15 protein-coding genes and 1 pseudogene are annotated in these 14,328 nt (G+C 57.3%); 7 read left to right on the top strand and 9 right to left on the bottom strand.

Annotation, left to right across the window (positions count from 1 at the left end; translation table 11 throughout):
- Position 1: 1 nt before the first annotated feature.
- From AB9N64_RS00480 to AB9N64_RS00450, 7 genes and pseudogenes are all read right to left on the bottom strand, one after another.
- Positions 2-550 (bottom strand): fimbrial protein, encoded by a 549-nt coding sequence (locus AB9N64_RS00480; protein WP_038449771.1) that lies wholly within the window; start codon positions 548-550, stop codon positions 2-4.
- A 276-nt stretch (positions 551-826) separates the two neighbouring features.
- Positions 827-3,160 (bottom strand): ATP-binding protein, encoded by a 2,334-nt coding sequence (locus AB9N64_RS00475; RefSeq protein WP_198715091.1) that lies wholly within the window; start codon positions 3,158-3,160, stop codon positions 827-829.
- Positions 3,160-5,502, bottom strand: a complete 2,343-nt coding sequence (locus AB9N64_RS00470) for an ATP-binding protein (RefSeq protein ID WP_371359836.1) — start codon at positions 5,500-5,502, stop codon at positions 3,160-3,162. The genes AB9N64_RS00475 and AB9N64_RS00470 overlap by 1 nt, the downstream gene beginning before the upstream one ends.
- A gap of 41 nt (positions 5,503-5,543) precedes the next feature.
- Positions 5,544-6,209, bottom strand: a complete 666-nt coding sequence (locus AB9N64_RS00465; protein WP_161906649.1) for a response regulator transcription factor — start codon at positions 6,207-6,209, stop codon at positions 5,544-5,546.
- Positions 6,210-6,348: 139 nt separating this feature from the next.
- Complete coding sequence (locus tag AB9N64_RS00460) at positions 6,349-7,014, bottom strand: response regulator transcription factor (protein ID WP_038449765.1); 666 nt, start codon at positions 7,012-7,014, stop codon at positions 6,349-6,351.
- A gap of 220 nt (positions 7,015-7,234) precedes the next feature.
- A complete protein-coding gene (locus tag AB9N64_RS00455; protein ID WP_371359835.1) occupies positions 7,235-8,584 on the bottom strand; it encodes an EAL domain-containing protein in 1,350 nt (449 codons plus the stop codon).
- 105 nt (positions 8,585-8,689) lie between these two features.
- A pseudogene (locus AB9N64_RS00450) lies at positions 8,690-8,851 on the bottom strand (AraC family transcriptional regulator CmrA); the annotation flags it as partial.
- A gap of 100 nt (positions 8,852-8,951) precedes the next feature.
- Between AB9N64_RS00450 and AB9N64_RS00445 the strand changes: the two are divergent.
- Both AB9N64_RS00445 and AB9N64_RS00440 read left to right on the top strand, forming a co-directional pair.
- Complete coding sequence (locus AB9N64_RS00445) at positions 8,952-9,407, top strand: GNAT family N-acetyltransferase (protein WP_003190483.1); 456 nt, start codon at positions 8,952-8,954, stop codon at positions 9,405-9,407.
- 90 nt (positions 9,408-9,497) lie between these two features.
- A complete protein-coding gene (locus AB9N64_RS00440; protein WP_019821496.1) occupies positions 9,498-9,647 on the top strand; it encodes a hypothetical protein in 150 nt (49 codons plus the stop codon).
- A gap of 27 nt (positions 9,648-9,674) precedes the next feature.
- On the opposite strand, the gene AB9N64_RS00435 is transcribed toward AB9N64_RS00440, so the two are convergent.
- On the bottom strand, positions 9,675-11,198 hold the full coding sequence (locus tag AB9N64_RS00435; protein ID WP_371359834.1) for a diguanylate cyclase: 1,524 nt from the start codon (positions 11,196-11,198) through the stop codon (positions 9,675-9,677).
- A 418-nt stretch (positions 11,199-11,616) separates the two neighbouring features.
- On the opposite strand from AB9N64_RS00435, the gene AB9N64_RS00430 reads away from it, so the two are divergent.
- From AB9N64_RS00430 to AB9N64_RS00410, 5 genes are all read left to right on the top strand, one after another.
- The gene (locus tag AB9N64_RS00430; RefSeq protein ID WP_014718037.1) at positions 11,617-11,793 is read left to right on the top strand and encodes a general stress protein; all 177 of its coding nucleotides are present in this window, start codon (positions 11,617-11,619) and stop codon (positions 11,791-11,793) included.
- A 328-nt stretch (positions 11,794-12,121) separates the two neighbouring features.
- Positions 12,122-12,472, top strand: coding sequence for a general stress protein (locus AB9N64_RS00425; protein WP_019821493.1), 351 nt, complete (start codon positions 12,122-12,124; stop codon positions 12,470-12,472).
- 53 nt (positions 12,473-12,525) lie between these two features.
- On the top strand, positions 12,526-13,077 hold the full coding sequence (locus AB9N64_RS00420; RefSeq protein WP_371359833.1) for an ATP-dependent Clp protease proteolytic subunit: 552 nt from the start codon (positions 12,526-12,528) through the stop codon (positions 13,075-13,077).
- A 29-nt stretch (positions 13,078-13,106) separates the two neighbouring features.
- The gene (locus AB9N64_RS00415; protein WP_019821490.1) at positions 13,107-13,340 is read left to right on the top strand and encodes a DUF2934 domain-containing protein; all 234 of its coding nucleotides are present in this window, start codon (positions 13,107-13,109) and stop codon (positions 13,338-13,340) included.
- A 211-nt stretch (positions 13,341-13,551) separates the two neighbouring features.
- Positions 13,552-13,761 carry a hypothetical protein gene (locus AB9N64_RS00410; RefSeq protein WP_019821488.1) on the top strand — a complete coding sequence of 70 codons (210 nt, stop codon included), beginning with the start codon at positions 13,552-13,554 and terminating at the stop codon, positions 13,759-13,761.
- 55 nt (positions 13,762-13,816) lie between these two features.
- On the opposite strand, the gene AB9N64_RS00405 is transcribed toward AB9N64_RS00410, so the two are convergent.
- Positions 13,817-14,086, bottom strand: a complete 270-nt coding sequence (locus AB9N64_RS00405) for a DUF6555 family protein (protein WP_003190473.1) — start codon at positions 14,084-14,086, stop codon at positions 13,817-13,819.
- Positions 14,087-14,328: the final 242 nt, after the last annotated feature.

Genomic DNA, 14,328 nt, shown 5'->3' with positions numbered 1-14,328 from the left:
CTTACTGATAATTGATGGAGTAAGTCACGTTGCTGATAACGGTGCCCGGCGTGGTCGCGGCTTGGGCGTAGTATTGAACAGCGTACGGCAGGTCTGCGCTGAGTGCGGTGGCGTCGATGGCGATACGGCTGGTGGAAGCCACTTGTGCGGTGTCACCGGCTTTGATGGACTTGCCATTGGATGCGTCGATCAGTTGCAGTTGAACCTTGGTAGCACCGCCGCCGATGTTCTTCAAGTTGCCGCTGGCCGGATCAACCGAACCGCCGGCTTCAAAGAACGCAGCTGCGGTTTTCAGCGCTGCCGAGCATTTGCTCAACTGAATGCTGAAACCGGTCTGGCCGGCCACTTGGCCAGACGAGGTCAACGAGGCAGTGGAGATAGTCGGCAGCGTGACGGTAGTGCCTGCCGAGCCGGCCGCCCCATTCACTGCAACCTGGCAGGTCTCGGCCTTCAGTTCGCCGTTGAAATTGATGGTGCCGTCCGACGCCATGGCAGCGGAGGTGGCGGTGGCGGCGACCAGTGCAGCGAGGACGCGAGCTTTGTAATTCATGAGTAACTCCGAGAGAGCGATATACCAGGTAAGTGAAGAAGTTTCCGGTGCTGGAGAACTTCTGTGTTGTTGCGCAGTGAAGTGTAGGGAGCCCACGCAAAACCCAATATAGGAGTGCTCCTAAAAACAACTAAGCCACTCAATATTTCAAACAATTAACGCCTCTTTCCCTCGGTGTAAACTTACCCCTTCAACTTATGTTTTTTATTGGGCTGCTCATTACTTCGTCTATAGGAGTGGTCCTAAAAAGCTGGCTATCGACGCAACGCAGACTATTTAATAACTCGCTGCAGTCCAGTCATCCATCATGAGACTCAATTGACGCGCGACCGCCACCGTTGGCCAGCTCACTTCATCGTGCAACAACAACTCGACCTTTTCGGCGCCGGCCGCAATCGCCGCCCAACCTGCCGTCTGCGCAGCGCCCTGGAGGCGATGCGCAGCCTGCATGGCAACCGGGCGGTCACGCAGGGCAACAGCGCTGAACAGACGGTTCATATCCGGGCGCAACGCTTCCTGCGGCCCTTCCCGCTCATGCCTGGAGGCACCGTGCACCTGCGTCGCGGCTACCGGCACCTGATCGCACCACAACTCAATCATTTGCTGCAATTTGTCCTGACGCACCGGCTTGCTCAGAACGCCGTCCAGGCCAGCCGCAAAACAGCGTTCGAGATAGGCATTGCCGGTCACCTGCGACATCGCAATGATTGGGCAATGCCCGTACTGTTGTTGGCGCTCCACGTCGCGCAAAGCGCGGCTCAGGTTGAACGCGTGATGCTCATCGATCAGTACCAGAGCAACCCTGTGCTTATTGAAGAGCGCCAGCGCCTCTTCATCATCGTCCGCCGACAACACGCCCAGGCCAAAACCTTGAAGCAGGGCTTTCACTGCTTGCTGATCGGCGTACTCCGCCTCCAACACCAGTACCCAGAATGAAACCTCTATAGGCGCTGCGACAGAATCTGCCGCCCGCACTGGCGACTCAAGCGCGCCAGCCCACTCGACGGGCAACCTCACTTCGACTTGGGTGCCGCTCCCCGGCACGCTGCTCAACGTCAGCTCGCCCTGCATCAACCTCACCAACCGGCGACAGATCACCAGCCCCAAACCGGTGCCGCCACTGCGCTTGAATGACTGCCTGGCGCGGGCATAGGGCCGAAACAGCGCAGCTTGCGCCTGGTCGGACAAGCCAATGCCGGTGTCGACCACGCGTATCAACGCCTGCGATGTTGCCCCCGGCTGTGCGTCGGGCAGCAGCAGTTGAACCTCAACCCCGCCGTGCTCGGTGAACTTGATGGCGTTGGAAATCAGATTACGTAGCACCTGGGCCACCCGTTGGTCATCGAGCAGTGCTGAAACAACGGGACGCTGACCGGTCAATGTCAACGTCAGCCTCTTTTCCTCGGCATAGCCTCGGTAATCATCCACCTGCTCTTGCAGCAGTGACCACAGGTCCACCGGCTCAAGGTTGAGCCGCAATTGCCCGGCCTCCATTTTGGAGATATCCAGCACATCGTCTACCAGGCGCAACAAGGTGTTGGCGCCGGTATTGGCCAGGCCCGTGAAGTGCCGCTGTTGTTCGTCCAGCGGTGTGTGCTCAAGCAGCTCAACTGCCGCCAGCACTGCGTTCATCGGCGAGCGGATTTCATGGCTCATGACCGCCAGGAACATCGCTTTCTCGCGCTCGCGCTGCACCGCGCGCCGTCGCTGCAACCGGCTTTGCCACACCAGGATGATAAGTAACAGCACAATGGCCAGTAACAGCCACAACTCACCCGCGTAATGTGCGGCGATGGACCTGATGGTCGGGATATCCAGGTTCATGTCGGCAAACCAGGCGTCGAAGATCGCCTTGCGCTCATCGCCGGTGATCGAGGTCAATGCCTTCTCCAGGATCGACAGCAGGATTTCATCGCTGTCGCGCACCGCCATGCTGACACCCGTGTGCAATTGGGGCACCACGCCGGATATCTGCAATACGCCCTGGTACTGGCGGGAAAGATACGGGATCAACAACCACTCCGAAGCGATTGCGGCGTCTGCCTTGCCGTCCTTGACCATGGCCATCATGTCTACGGCGTTCTGCGCGGTGATGATCGTGACTCCCGGGGCCTCGTGGCGCAGGAATGCGCCATAGACTTCGCGTCCCAACATGACTAACCGTTTGTGAGCGAGCTGTTGCAGACCTGCCAGGGGCTGATCGCCGAAACGACTGACAAGGATCGTCGAGCTGGTGTTGTAAGGCAGGGTGTAAAGCATCCCACGATCCTGGGCCGGGTCGTCGGAGCGGCGTCGAGTGGACAAGATGTCGACCTCACCGCTGATCAGCATGTCCTTGCGGGCACTGCGCGTGGTGGTCAGCACCGGTTCGAAATGCAGGCCGGTACGCAGGCCGATCAGCCTCAGGTATTTGGCCGAAAGACCGCGCAATTGGCCGCTGCTCATGTATTCGAAAGGCAGCAAGTCCTCAAACACACCCACACGCAGCACCGGATTGGCAGCGATCCAGGCCACCTCCTGTTGCGTCAACGCCATGGGTGGCGAACTGGCGTACACGCCAACCGACGCCGGAAGGCACACTAACGCCAGTACCACCAGCAGGCGCCGCATCAGCGTGCCGTCCGTTGCACCGGTGTCGCCGGCAGCACGTCGAGCGCAGTATCGCCGCTCAAAGCGGCCCAATGCTGCAGTAACGGCTGCAAGGCTTGGGCGTGCACCGGCCCCCACTCATGTTCGCCGTACAGCAGACGCTCCATGTATTCAGCGGCCTGCGCCAGTGCCGCCCACTCCATGATCAACGCCGCGCCGTGCAATCGATGAGCCACGTGCTGCGCCGATGCGCGATCACACAGGGCGACGGCTTTGATCAGGTTTGCCAGGTCGCCGGCCATTTCACGGTAGATTGAGGCTTGATCCAGCAAAGGCGCCATCAAGCTGGTGCTCGGCGCAGCCAGCTTGACCCCACACCAGCGCTCAATGACCTCGGATAACTGCCCAAGACGTATGGGCTTGCTCAACGTCGCGTCCATGCCCGCCTCGATACAGCGTTGCAGATGACGGTCGCCGGTCAGGGCAGAGATGGCGATAATCGGGCTGCGTATGCGCCCCAATTGTATTTCCAGGGCGCGTAATCTGCGCACCAGCCCATAGCCATCCTCATCGGGCAAATCGCAGTCCATCAGCACCAGGTCATAGACGGTTTCCCTGAACAGGGGCCAGGCTTGCGCAGCGTTGGCAGCAATCACTGGTTGACAGTCAAGCGCACTGATTTGCGCGCGCAATACCTCCTGGTTGGCATAAGTATCTTCCACCACCAGAATTCGCAGCCCGCTCGAGGTTGGCTGGGTTGAGGGTGCAGCTTGCGCCAGCAAGACAGGTGGTTCCTCGCCGATGCTCACCGGTAAGCGGATAGTCACTGTGGTGCCCGTGCCCTGCTCGCTGGTCAGCGTCAATGCCCCGTGCATCAAATCCACCAACTGTCGACAAATCATCAGGCCCAACCCGGTACCCCCTGTGCGCCTGGAAGACTCGCGGGCCTGGGCATAGGGCTGAAACAGGGCGGCCTGCACTGCCTCTGAAATGCCGACGCCACTGTCGCGAACTTCAATCTGCAATTGCGGGCTGCCGTCCGGTAAAGTCGCCAACGCCACGTCAATGTCGATACTGCCCGTGTCGGTAAACTTGATGGCATTGGAAATCAGGTTATGGAAGATCTGCGTGAGCCGGGAGCTGTCGAGCAGCAACAGGGGCAGTTGCGCCTGAATATGGCTGTTCAAGCTCAGTTTTTTTTCTCGCGCACGCAGTCGATGCAGGCCAACTACGCCTTGAACCAATGCCGACACGTCGATTGCCTCAAAGGCCAGCCGGGGCAGTTTGGCGACCGAGCCGGGCCTGTCCAGCACATCATCGAGCAGGCGCGCCAGGGCGTTGGCGCCACTGTTGGCTAAATGGGCCAAATGGCGCTGCTGCTGGTTAAGCCGGGTGTGCCCAAGCAACTCCATCGCTGCTAGCACGGCGTTCATCGGTGAGCGGATTTCATGCCCCATCACGACCAGGAACATGGATTTTTCCTGCTCGCCAAGCACGGCCAGATGCCGCTGGCGCTGGCCGCGATACACCAGAGCGCACAAGCTGACCAGCACCAGCGCGCCAAGGATCAGCACATGCGAATAATGGGCGGCGATACTCGGCAATGAAGGGATATTAAGGTTCAGGTCCTGGTACCAGCGCCCATACAGCGTGTTGCGTTGCTCGACGCTGATGGACGCGAACACCTTTTCAAGGATCGAATACAGCATGACCTGGTCTGTACGGGTCGCCATGCTCACATCCAGCACTTCGCTGCCGAGCACACCGGATACTTCCAGAATGCCCTGGTACCGCTGGTACAGATAAGGCGTTAGAAAGATGGCTGACGCGATTGCCGCGTCGGCGCTGCCGTTTTCAACGCGGGTCAGTATCTCCAGGGCCGAAGCGCTTTTTTTGAGATTTGCCTTTACCCCCTTTCGGCGGAATATTTGCTCGTAGTACGCCACATCCGGTATCGCTACGGTCTTGCCCTGCAATTGGTCAATATCGAAAACGTCGGGGCTATCAACACGCGTGACAATGATCGGTGAGGTCGATTCGTAAGTCAGCGTTTGAAGCCCCTTGATGGTGGGTTCAGACCGGAAGCGCAAATAGGAGGACAGCAGGTCCACCTGCCCCTCCAGCAACATGTCTTCGCGCTCTGCCAGCGTCTTCCCGGGCAGGTAAGTGAACTGAATGCCCGTCGCGGCTGTGACAGCTTGCAAATACTCTGATGACCGCCCGTGCAATACCCCCGCGTCCATGTATTCGAAAGGAATCAGATCCTCAACCACCCCGACCCGTAACACCGGATGCGTCTGGATCCAGTGCTTTTGCTCTGCACTCAGTTCGACCGGACCGGCCCTTACACCAGGCACCAGCATTATCAGCAAGCACCATAACGCCACGACGCACCGCCCCGTTTTCATGGTGTACCGATGATCTTGTTGAGCTTGAACAGCTCATTGTTGGACGTCACCCCGAGCTTGCGGAATGCAGAGGTTTTTTGCGTGCTGATGGTTTTGATGCTGCGATTGAATTTCTCGGCTATTTCACTCACGGTCATGCCTGCCAGATAACAACGAATGACTTCCTGCTCACGGCTGGTCAGCTCCGCCAGCGCCAAGGCGTCCCGCTCTTCAGCGGGGCTTGCACTTTTCTCACCTGTGACCGTTTCCGCCAGGCGATACGTCATGTCGGTGTTCAAATACACCGCACCCGCTGCGACTTTTCGAATCGCCTTCACCAACTGGCTCATGTCTTCGCCCTTACCCACAAAACCACGGGCCCCGACCCGCATGGCGAGGCCCACTGTCGCCGGATCATGATGGCTGGACAGGATCAGGATATGGCAGTTGGGAAATTTGACGCGTAAAGCGCGGATCAGTGATACACCGTCCAACTCATTGGGATTAAGGGAGAAATCCAGAAGTAGTAAATCTGCCGGTGCCGTAACAAGGCCTACAATTAAGTCGCGGCTTTTTTCATAAATGCCAACCACTTCAAAGTTCGCTTCGGCCGCCAACGTATTGGCAAGGCCATGTCGAACGACCGCGTGGTCATCCAATAACGCAATGCGTATGGTTTTCATCGTGATCGTACCCTCTCGGTCCGGCGCGCACCGCACCGTCGAAATACAGGGATAACTCATCGATACAACGTCTAATACGCACATGAGTATATGCAATAGCCGCAAAATGACACGCGCACAGCAGATGAATTCGTGCCGCTCAAACCCCTTCGATAATATGCCTGATCCTGAATAACTCATTGTTCGACATCACCCCCAACTTGCGAAATGCGGAGGCTTTTTGCGAGCTGATGGTTTTGATACTGCGGTGGAATTTCTCGGCGATTTCCGTGATGGTCATGCCGGCCAGGTAACACCGGATCACCTCCTGCTCGCGCGCAGAAAGGCTGACAAAGCGCAGGGCTTCATCCCGGCCTTTGGCCTCGCCGTCATAGCTCACGGCGGTAGCTTCCGCCACGCGGTAGGCCATGTCCGGGCTCAAGTACACCGCGCCCGAGGCCACCAGGCGGACTGCGCAGATCAACTGCTCCATGTCCTCGCCCTTGCCCAGAAACCCGCGTGCGCCCACCCGTAACGCCAGAATTGCCGTCGCCGCATCGTGGTGCGTCGAAAAGATCAGGATCCGGCAGGTTGGAAACTTCACGCGCAGCGCGCGAATCAACGAAATACCATCCAGCTCGCAGGGGCCGAGCACAAAATCGAGCAGCAATATCTCAGCCGGTTCGGTCGCCAGCCCAGCCATCAGATCACGGCTACGGCTATACACGCCGACCACTTCAAAGTCCGGTTCCTGTACCAGTCGATTGACTAAACCATGTCGTACAATTGCATGATCATCCAGCAAAGCAATGTGTAAACGTTTCATAGATCAAGGAACACTCTTTATAACGAGCAAAAAGACGAGAACCGAAACTTATCGACTGTTAGTTAGTTCTCGACTTTTCAAGCGCACAGTTCGCCAGCCGAGCGACTACGCCTCAGCAGCAGGATATTCAAAAGCACTGAACATTTGAAAAATCAGACGATGCGCAACTTAATGCAATGGCGCCCCGATGAATATCAGACTGCTCTTAAAAGCGTATGGCTCACTCAATTGCCGAGGCGCCGTTGCTGTTCTGTTGGGTCACAAAGTTCAGGAAGGCATCGATTTCCATCGGCCGCGCCAAGGCATAGCCTTGTCCAACCCGGCAGCCCAAACGGTGCAGCAACGGGATCGTCGACTCATCCTCGATCCCCTCCGCCACCAGGCTCAGGTTGAGCAGCCGCGCCCAGTTGACGATGCCGGCGATGACATTACGTGACGAGGAATGCTGTTCGACCCCCCGGACAAACGAGCCATCGATTTTCATCTCGTCAAACGACAGGTTTGCCAGCAAGGCGAAGGTCGCCGCCCCTGTGCCGAAATCATCCATCGACACCTGGAAGCCCTTGGCTCGAATAGCGGTCAACGAGGCCGACAGATACAACTCATTGGGTTCGGGCACGTCTTCGGTCAGCTCGATCTTGAGCAGGCGATTGGGCAGCTCTGCCTGCCGCATTCTGGCTGCCAGGCGATCGGCGAAGTTGGGCGTACAAATCGTCTTGGCCGAAGCATTTACGGCAATGGGAATCTGGATGTTCGCGCGCTTGAGCGACAGCATGACCTTGATCGTCCACATCTCCACCAGGCTGAACAACAGCAAATCCAGGCCCAGGCGGTTGACCAAAGGCATCAGTACCGAAGGCGGTACTTCACCAAAGCGGGGGTGCTTCCAGCGCACCAACGCTTCGGCCCCCACAATGCGTCGGCTGAGCAATTCGAACTGCGGTTGAAACACAAAGCGCAGCCCGTCGCCAGTCGTCAGCGCATGGATCACCTCATCTTCGGCCAGGGCGTCGAAGGTATTTTTGCGTAGCGAGGGGTCGGGTTGCACGCGGGTCAATACCGTGGCGCGCAATGCATCGCCCAAGTCCAGGGTACCGCCTTCGCGCACGATCTCGACGAAAATGCCCGCCGCCCTTGCCAAACGGGCATGGGATTCCAGGGCGCTGACGGCGACTCCACCCAAGTACTTGACCCACAGCGGCTTGGCCGACCTTTCACGCGCAGACGTACGTGCACCGTCAGCGGCCCCACCCGGCGCGCCCAGCGTGGTTTCGCCCATCCACAAAATCCCTGGAAACTGGGCCAGTTTGCCAGACTCGAGACGTGCCTTGAGCAGGCTGGGCAACATCAAGCCATCGCCGCATTCAGGGCGAATTTCACTCACGATGACGTCGACCGGATAATCATCCAGCCACGCTTGCAGCGCATCCAGGGAGTCGACGTTGGCCAGGGGCAAGACCCCCATGCCACTCAATGCGGATGCAAGCCGATGTGCGCACGCCGCATCGGATGCCAGCGTGATTACACGTAACGCGCTGAACTCGTTGGGCACGGCGACATTTAGGATCATGACAAGGAATTTCCCGAGACTATTTCTTCAGGGAAAAAGCTTATCAGCGCCAAAAAAGAAACAAATAGGACTGGGACTAAAAGCCAGCGTGGCTGCCATCAGCCTTTATTGAGCAGCATCCGCCCCATCACGCATACGCCGGCTATCCCGTAAGGGCGGCGCGCCAAACAGTCGCTTGTATTCGCGGCTCAATTGCGAGGCGCTTTCATAGCCCACCGGGCTGCTCGCCTGGCCTGCGTCCAAGACCTGATTGAGCATCAGTTGCCGCGGACGATATGCTATCGATAAGGCGGCGCGTTCGCTGTCGTGACGATGTAATCAAGCTCGAGGGGTAATGAAGTGTTTAAACAGAGGATGCTTAACGACCATGGCTGAATACCTTCTGCCCCCCGCTGCCCCACACTGGCTGATCCGCCAAGCCACCCCCGACGATGTGCATGCCTTGGTCGCACTGGATGCCTACGCAACCGAGCATGCCAGCCGTCGTGTGTTTATCTATGACGCCGTGGTTCGCCAGCAATGCTTGGTAGCCGCCGACGCTAACGTGTGCGCCGGCTACCTGGTGCTCACCCACGACTTTTTCAACCATGGGTTTATTGCGCTGGTGGTGGTTTCACCGCTGTACCAGCGCCAAGGCGTCGCCCTTCGTCTGCTGTCAGCGGCCGAAGCAGCCTGCAAGACGCCCAAGCTGTTCGCATCGACCAATGCCTCCAACGGCGCGTCCCAGGCCCTGCTGACGAAAGCCGGCTTTATTCCCAGCGGGCAGATCGAGAATCTGGACGATAACGACCCTGAACGTGTGTACGTCAGGTTCATTCGCTGAGCTCCATAAGGTGCCTTCTGCGCGGGCGGGAACCTTTTCTCGAATGCACAATCTGTGGTTCACCCTTTTGAACCGATTGAGACCCTGCGCATGCTTGTGAAAAAAGCCGTCCTCTGCCTGGCACTGCTAAGTGCCGGCTTCATCGCAGGCTATGCGGCCAAACCCACCCCGCAGTTGCAAGTCACCGCTGGCCAACTGATGGAGTGCGGCGAACTCATGATCCCGACGCTTGGGATGTGAGCCGCGCATACCCAGGTAAAAGCCGTTTCAGCCGCTCGACGTCACGTGCGCAGGATGCACGTTGAACCCATTGCGCCCCGCCGCCTTCGCACCGTAAAGCGCTGCATCGGCCGCCTCGACCAAACCCAACACCGGCTCCAGCCGTGAGCCCATGCCCGTCGCAACGCCGATACTCACGCTCACGCGCCCGAAGGGGCTGCCTGGGTGTGTGATGTGCTCCTGCTGTAGGCGCGAAAGAATGCGTTGCGCGACCACCGCAGCGCCTGTGCTGTCAGTCGCGGGCAGGATGATCGCCATTTCTTCTCCGCCATAGCGCGCCACCAGGTCCGACGGGCGCCGCACGCACGTTTCCAATAACGTGCTGACTGCCTGCAAGCACGCATCTCCCGCGACGTGACCAAAGGCATCGTTAAAGCGTTTGAAATGGTCAATATCGAGCATCAGCAATGCCAGCGACGTACCCTCGCGCTGCGCCCGGCGCGCTTCCACGGCCAGCGTTTCGTCAAAACAGCGGCGGTTGGCCAGGCCGGTCAGCGCGTCCTTTTTCGCTAATAGCGCCAATTGCCGATTGGAGTCGAGCAACTGTTGCTGGGCGACACGCAACGCATCTTCCGCCGCCGTACGCCTGCGGATATCCAGGATCAGAAACCAGCCGATCAGCCCCGTCAGCCCCAACAGCCCCGCTACCACGACCGCTGACAGTGCCGCCTCGATGCGCCACGCCGCGAGGGCTTCGTGCTTGCCCAACGCGACCGTGGTGATCAGCGGCAGGGTTTCGCTTTTGCGAAAGGCATAGAGTCGCTCTACCCCGTCCAGGCTGGAGGTATAGGCCGCAGTGCCCACAGGCTGGTCGACGAGGTACTTGGAATAAATAGGCGAGGTGGAAAAGTTGCGGCCCATGTCCTGCTCGCGGAAGGGGTAACGCACCAGCAACGTGCCGTCGGCGTAGGACAGGCCGATGGCGCCCTCCTGGCCCACATCGAGTTTACCGAATACCCGCAGAAAGTTTTCCACCCCCAGGGTCACAGCGACCACGCCAGCGAAGTTGCCGGCCGCGTCGTTGAAACGGCGGCTGATGGTCACCACCCATTCATGGTTGGCGCGGCTTTGAATCGGCGGGCCAATAAAAGGTTCAGCACTCGGATCGTCGCGATGGTGGATGAAATAGGCCCGATCACTGCTATTGGCGCCCTCCGGAATCGCACGATTGGAAGACAGCAGCCACCGGCCCTGATGATCATAAATGGTGATGCCGCTGAGCTGCGGCATCAGCGGCTGCTGTCGGTTGATCAGCGTACTGATGCGCTGGATTTGTACCGGGCCACTGCCTTCGGTTTCCAGGCGCTCCACCAACCCCAGCAACAGCAACGAGCTTTGCCGCACGATGCCTTCGGTATAGGTGTTAAGGGCCTGGGTCAGGTTCAAGCCATGCACATCCACTTCCGCCAGCGCACGGTCGCGGGAAGACAGGACTTTCCAAATCGTCAGCGAAGTCAGGGAACAGCCGATCACCAACAGCAACAGCATCACAAGACGGGTATCACGCTTCACGTCAGCACCTTAAGGAAGTCCGGTTTCCATCCAGCCATCATTCGAACGTCGGTACTCACAGGGGCAACCGGTTCCAGAGTGCCAGCATACAAGCAGTCTGTGCGAGCTGCAGCAACAGAGTGTGGGGCTGAGCGCCGGCCAGAGGAGCCAGCGCCTTTAATGACCACTATCAAAACAGGGTATTGAATGCTAAACCAACCGTTAAGGTCGCTATTAATTCAATATCAATCGACGCAGAAAAACTTATACGAAGCGGCACTTTCTGAGCCTACTTGTACAAGTTTCATCTGCCACTCTACCGTTCATCGCCCTTTTTAAAAAATTTCAAAACATCTGCGCACTTTCCCTTATCAGAAAAGATGTCCGTTGCATAAACGGGCAACTAGCGAAACGACATTTCAAGACTGGGAGTATTGTTATGACGACGAGCAATAAAAACCCTGGAAACTTTGCTAACGATCGCGAAAAAGCATCAGAGGCGGGAAAGAAAGGTGGACAGGCCTCTGGCGGCAATTTCGCCAACGACCGCGAGAAAGCCGCGGAAGCCGGGCGTAAAGGCGGCCAGAACAGTCATGGTGGGGGGCGTAAGTCCTGACCACACGGGCAGTACCGCTGTTCCGTTTGTTAACAAAGGGCATTGATCATGCGTGCGTACATTGATAATCAGCGCGGCGAGCCAGCTCGCAGGCCGATTGTAGAAGTGCAAACTAAAGCAAGGACCGGCCTGCGTTCTAATACGTCTGCGTGTTACGAACATCAGCAACTTGCTGAACAAGCCGAAGCCACGATAAGTGCATCTAAAACGCCACCCTTGTGTGAAAGGCACTTGTAATCGTGCAGCTTGATGCCCGCGACCAAGTGCACGCTTCAAGCACAATCGAAGTGAACGTTACATTACCGACATAACGACGAGGTAACTGAACATGACTACTCAAGACAAGCAAGGCAACATGAGCGTCAGCGAAGCCGGTAAAAAAGGCGGCGAAGCCACTTCTGCGTCCCATGACAAAGAGTTCTACCAGGAGATCGGCAGCAAAGGTGGCCAAAACAGTGGCGGGAACTTCAAGAATGATCCCGAGCGCGCCGCTGAAGCCGGCAGCAAAGGCGGCCAGAACAGCGGGGGCAATTTCAAGAATGACCCCGAACGCGCCGCCGAGGCGGGCAGCAAAGGCGGCCAGAACAGTGGCGGCAATTTTGCCAACGACCGTGAAAAAGCTTCCGAAGCCGGGCGTAAAGGTGGCGAACACAGCCACGGCGGCGGACGCAAAAGCTGATGTGCTTGATGCAGGGGAGCCGTGCTCCCCTGCTTTCATTGATGAGGGACACCATGCCTTTACACATTATCAACTTCACCGCACCGATCACCGCTTCTACGTGCAGCCAACTGATTGAAAAAGCCTCGTTGGCCGTACAACAAGATGCCCAGGGCCTGGTACTGAATATCGCCACCATGGGTGGTGAATGCAGCTACGGCTTTACGATGTACAACTTTTTATTGTCCCTGCCGATTCCGGTGCATACCCATAACCTCGGCACCGTGGAATCCATGGGCAATATCATCTTCCTGGCTGGTGAGCGCAGGACCGCCTGCAAGCACAGCAAATTCCTGTTCCACCCCTTCCACTGGCATGTGCAAGGCGCGGTTGACCATTCGCGCATGTCCGAATACGCGATGAGCCTCGATTACGACTTGCAGTTGTACGCACGCATCGTGGCCGAGCGCACCGCCGATGCCGTCGAAAAACTGGAGACCGAAAAGTACCTGATCGCCGCGCCCCGCATTCTTGATCCGCAACAAGCGCTGACCGCCGGCTTGATCCATGGGATCGAACTGCCCGTGATCAAGGCGGAGTTCGTGAGCAGCTTCATTCACTCCTAGCACCTTTTATTCAATAGGGGAGCCTCACAATGGACGAAGAAACGATCCGACTCACCGCGTACCGCATTTGGGAACAGCAAGGGAAGCCTGACGGTCAGGATTTCGTGCACTGGTTACAAGCCAGGGAGGAGCTGACAACCCCGCCGACTGACGGCCTGGCAGGCTCGATAGAAAGTAGCGTCACCCCGCCCAACCCGGACCGATCAAAGCGCCAGGCGACCGCCGCCGGGCAAAAAACCCGCAGCAGAAAACCCAACAGCTGAACCCACAGAGCCGAGAGTGAGGACGCGCCTGTCGATAAACCCGCCAGGGTTCTAAAACATCGGCAGCCGTCCAAGCGTCATCCCCGCCCCGCCGCCTCTCGATACTGGCATTAAAACATCAACTAATCGCTTGTTTGAATTCCTCCTTTTTAGCAGTTGAAAACGCCCATTTCTTAATCGAGAGTGGCCGTTCATTCAGGGAGGAATCGATGTGATCCATCTACAAGCGAACCGAAGTTGCCTGCAATGCAAACAACCCTACGAATCGACGCTGGATGACCCCGACTTTCTGGTGTCGTCGGCCTCTGACATGCTCTGCCCGGCCTGCAAGCAACACTATGCAGCAGACCTGATGAAAGAGGCACTTCAACGCAGCGTGCAAAAGTTGTGCATGTTGCAGGAGCGACGCAAAAAACAGTAAACACGCGCCTCGCCCCTACCGCCACCCGCATGGACACCGTCCATTAAAAATACATTCATTCGGGTGGCGGCGGCACATAAGGCTTTGCAATAAACGGGATACTCCCAGACGGGCGCCATCTTACATTCTCAAGACCGTAGCGCTCGGCCAGCGGTTTACTGATGCGTTTGATCTTTTCATTACGCGACCTGGGAATAATGCCAATGCCTGCATCGCAACAGGCCCAATGCCACGCCTCTGCGTTATTCATCACCTCCGCTCTTATAATGAAAGACTTAGGCTCGTGGTGGTATTCGTATTCGATGACATATAAAGAATTTTTCATAACCTCTCCTTCTGATTTTTTTGTTATTTGCTCAGAACGAAGGTTCAGAAATTTTAATGTTTTAATGACGACGATCACGCACTTGCTGTTGCACTACCGTTCGTCGGCCTCGCATTAAAAAAATAAAACTGCTCATGCTTCTTTTGTTTCTTAATACTGAGTCTGTTCACTCCAGGCTCTTGGTAAAAACTCCTGTCTTGCCCGCACTCTGTGCGGGCTTTTTTATTTTGCCGCGACGCTAC

This window comes from Pseudomonas sp. KT_2_4 (assembly GCF_041410225.1).
Lineage (GTDB): Bacteria > Pseudomonadota > Gammaproteobacteria > Pseudomonadales > Pseudomonadaceae > Aquipseudomonas > Aquipseudomonas paracarnis.
Note: the sequence above shows the minus strand (reverse complement) of the source record. Positions and strands in the feature narration are given on the sequence as shown.

Bases quoted from the DNA above. Each gene is read 5' to 3' on its own strand.
- AB9N64_RS00415 (WP_019821490.1), top strand. From the start codon at position 13,107: ATGGACGAAGAAACGATCCGACTCACCGCGTACCGCATTTGGGAACAG.
- AB9N64_RS00420 (WP_371359833.1), top strand. From the start codon at position 12,526: ATGCCTTTACACATTATCAACTTCACCGCACCGATCACCGCTTCTACG.
- AB9N64_RS00445 (WP_003190483.1), top strand. From the start codon at position 8,952: ATGGCTGAATACCTTCTGCCCCCCGCTGCCCCACACTGGCTGATCCGC.
- AB9N64_RS00475 (WP_198715091.1), bottom strand. From the start codon at position 3,160: ATGCGGCGCCTGCTGGTGGTACTGGCGTTAGTGTGCCTTCCGGCGTCG.
- AB9N64_RS00430 (WP_014718037.1), top strand. From the start codon at position 11,617: ATGACGACGAGCAATAAAAACCCTGGAAACTTTGCTAACGATCGCGAA.
- AB9N64_RS00480 (WP_038449771.1), bottom strand. From the start codon at position 550: ATGAATTACAAAGCTCGCGTCCTCGCTGCACTGGTCGCCGCCACCGCC.
- AB9N64_RS00465 (WP_161906649.1), bottom strand. From the start codon at position 6,209: ATGAAAACCATACGCATTGCGTTATTGGATGACCACGCGGTCGTTCGA.
- AB9N64_RS00460 (WP_038449765.1), bottom strand. From the start codon at position 7,014: ATGAAACGTTTACACATTGCTTTGCTGGATGATCATGCAATTGTACGA.
- AB9N64_RS00455 (WP_371359835.1), bottom strand. From the start codon at position 8,584: ATGATCCTAAATGTCGCCGTGCCCAACGAGTTCAGCGCGTTACGTGTA.
- AB9N64_RS00405 (WP_003190473.1), bottom strand. From the start codon at position 14,086: ATGAAAAATTCTTTATATGTCATCGAATACGAATACCACCACGAGCCT.
- AB9N64_RS00470 (WP_371359836.1), bottom strand. From the start codon at position 5,502: ATGCTGGTGCCTGGTGTAAGGGCCGGTCCGGTCGAACTGAGTGCAGAG.
- AB9N64_RS00425 (WP_019821493.1), top strand. From the start codon at position 12,122: ATGACTACTCAAGACAAGCAAGGCAACATGAGCGTCAGCGAAGCCGGT.
- AB9N64_RS00440 (WP_019821496.1), top strand. From the start codon at position 9,498: ATGCTTGTGAAAAAAGCCGTCCTCTGCCTGGCACTGCTAAGTGCCGGC.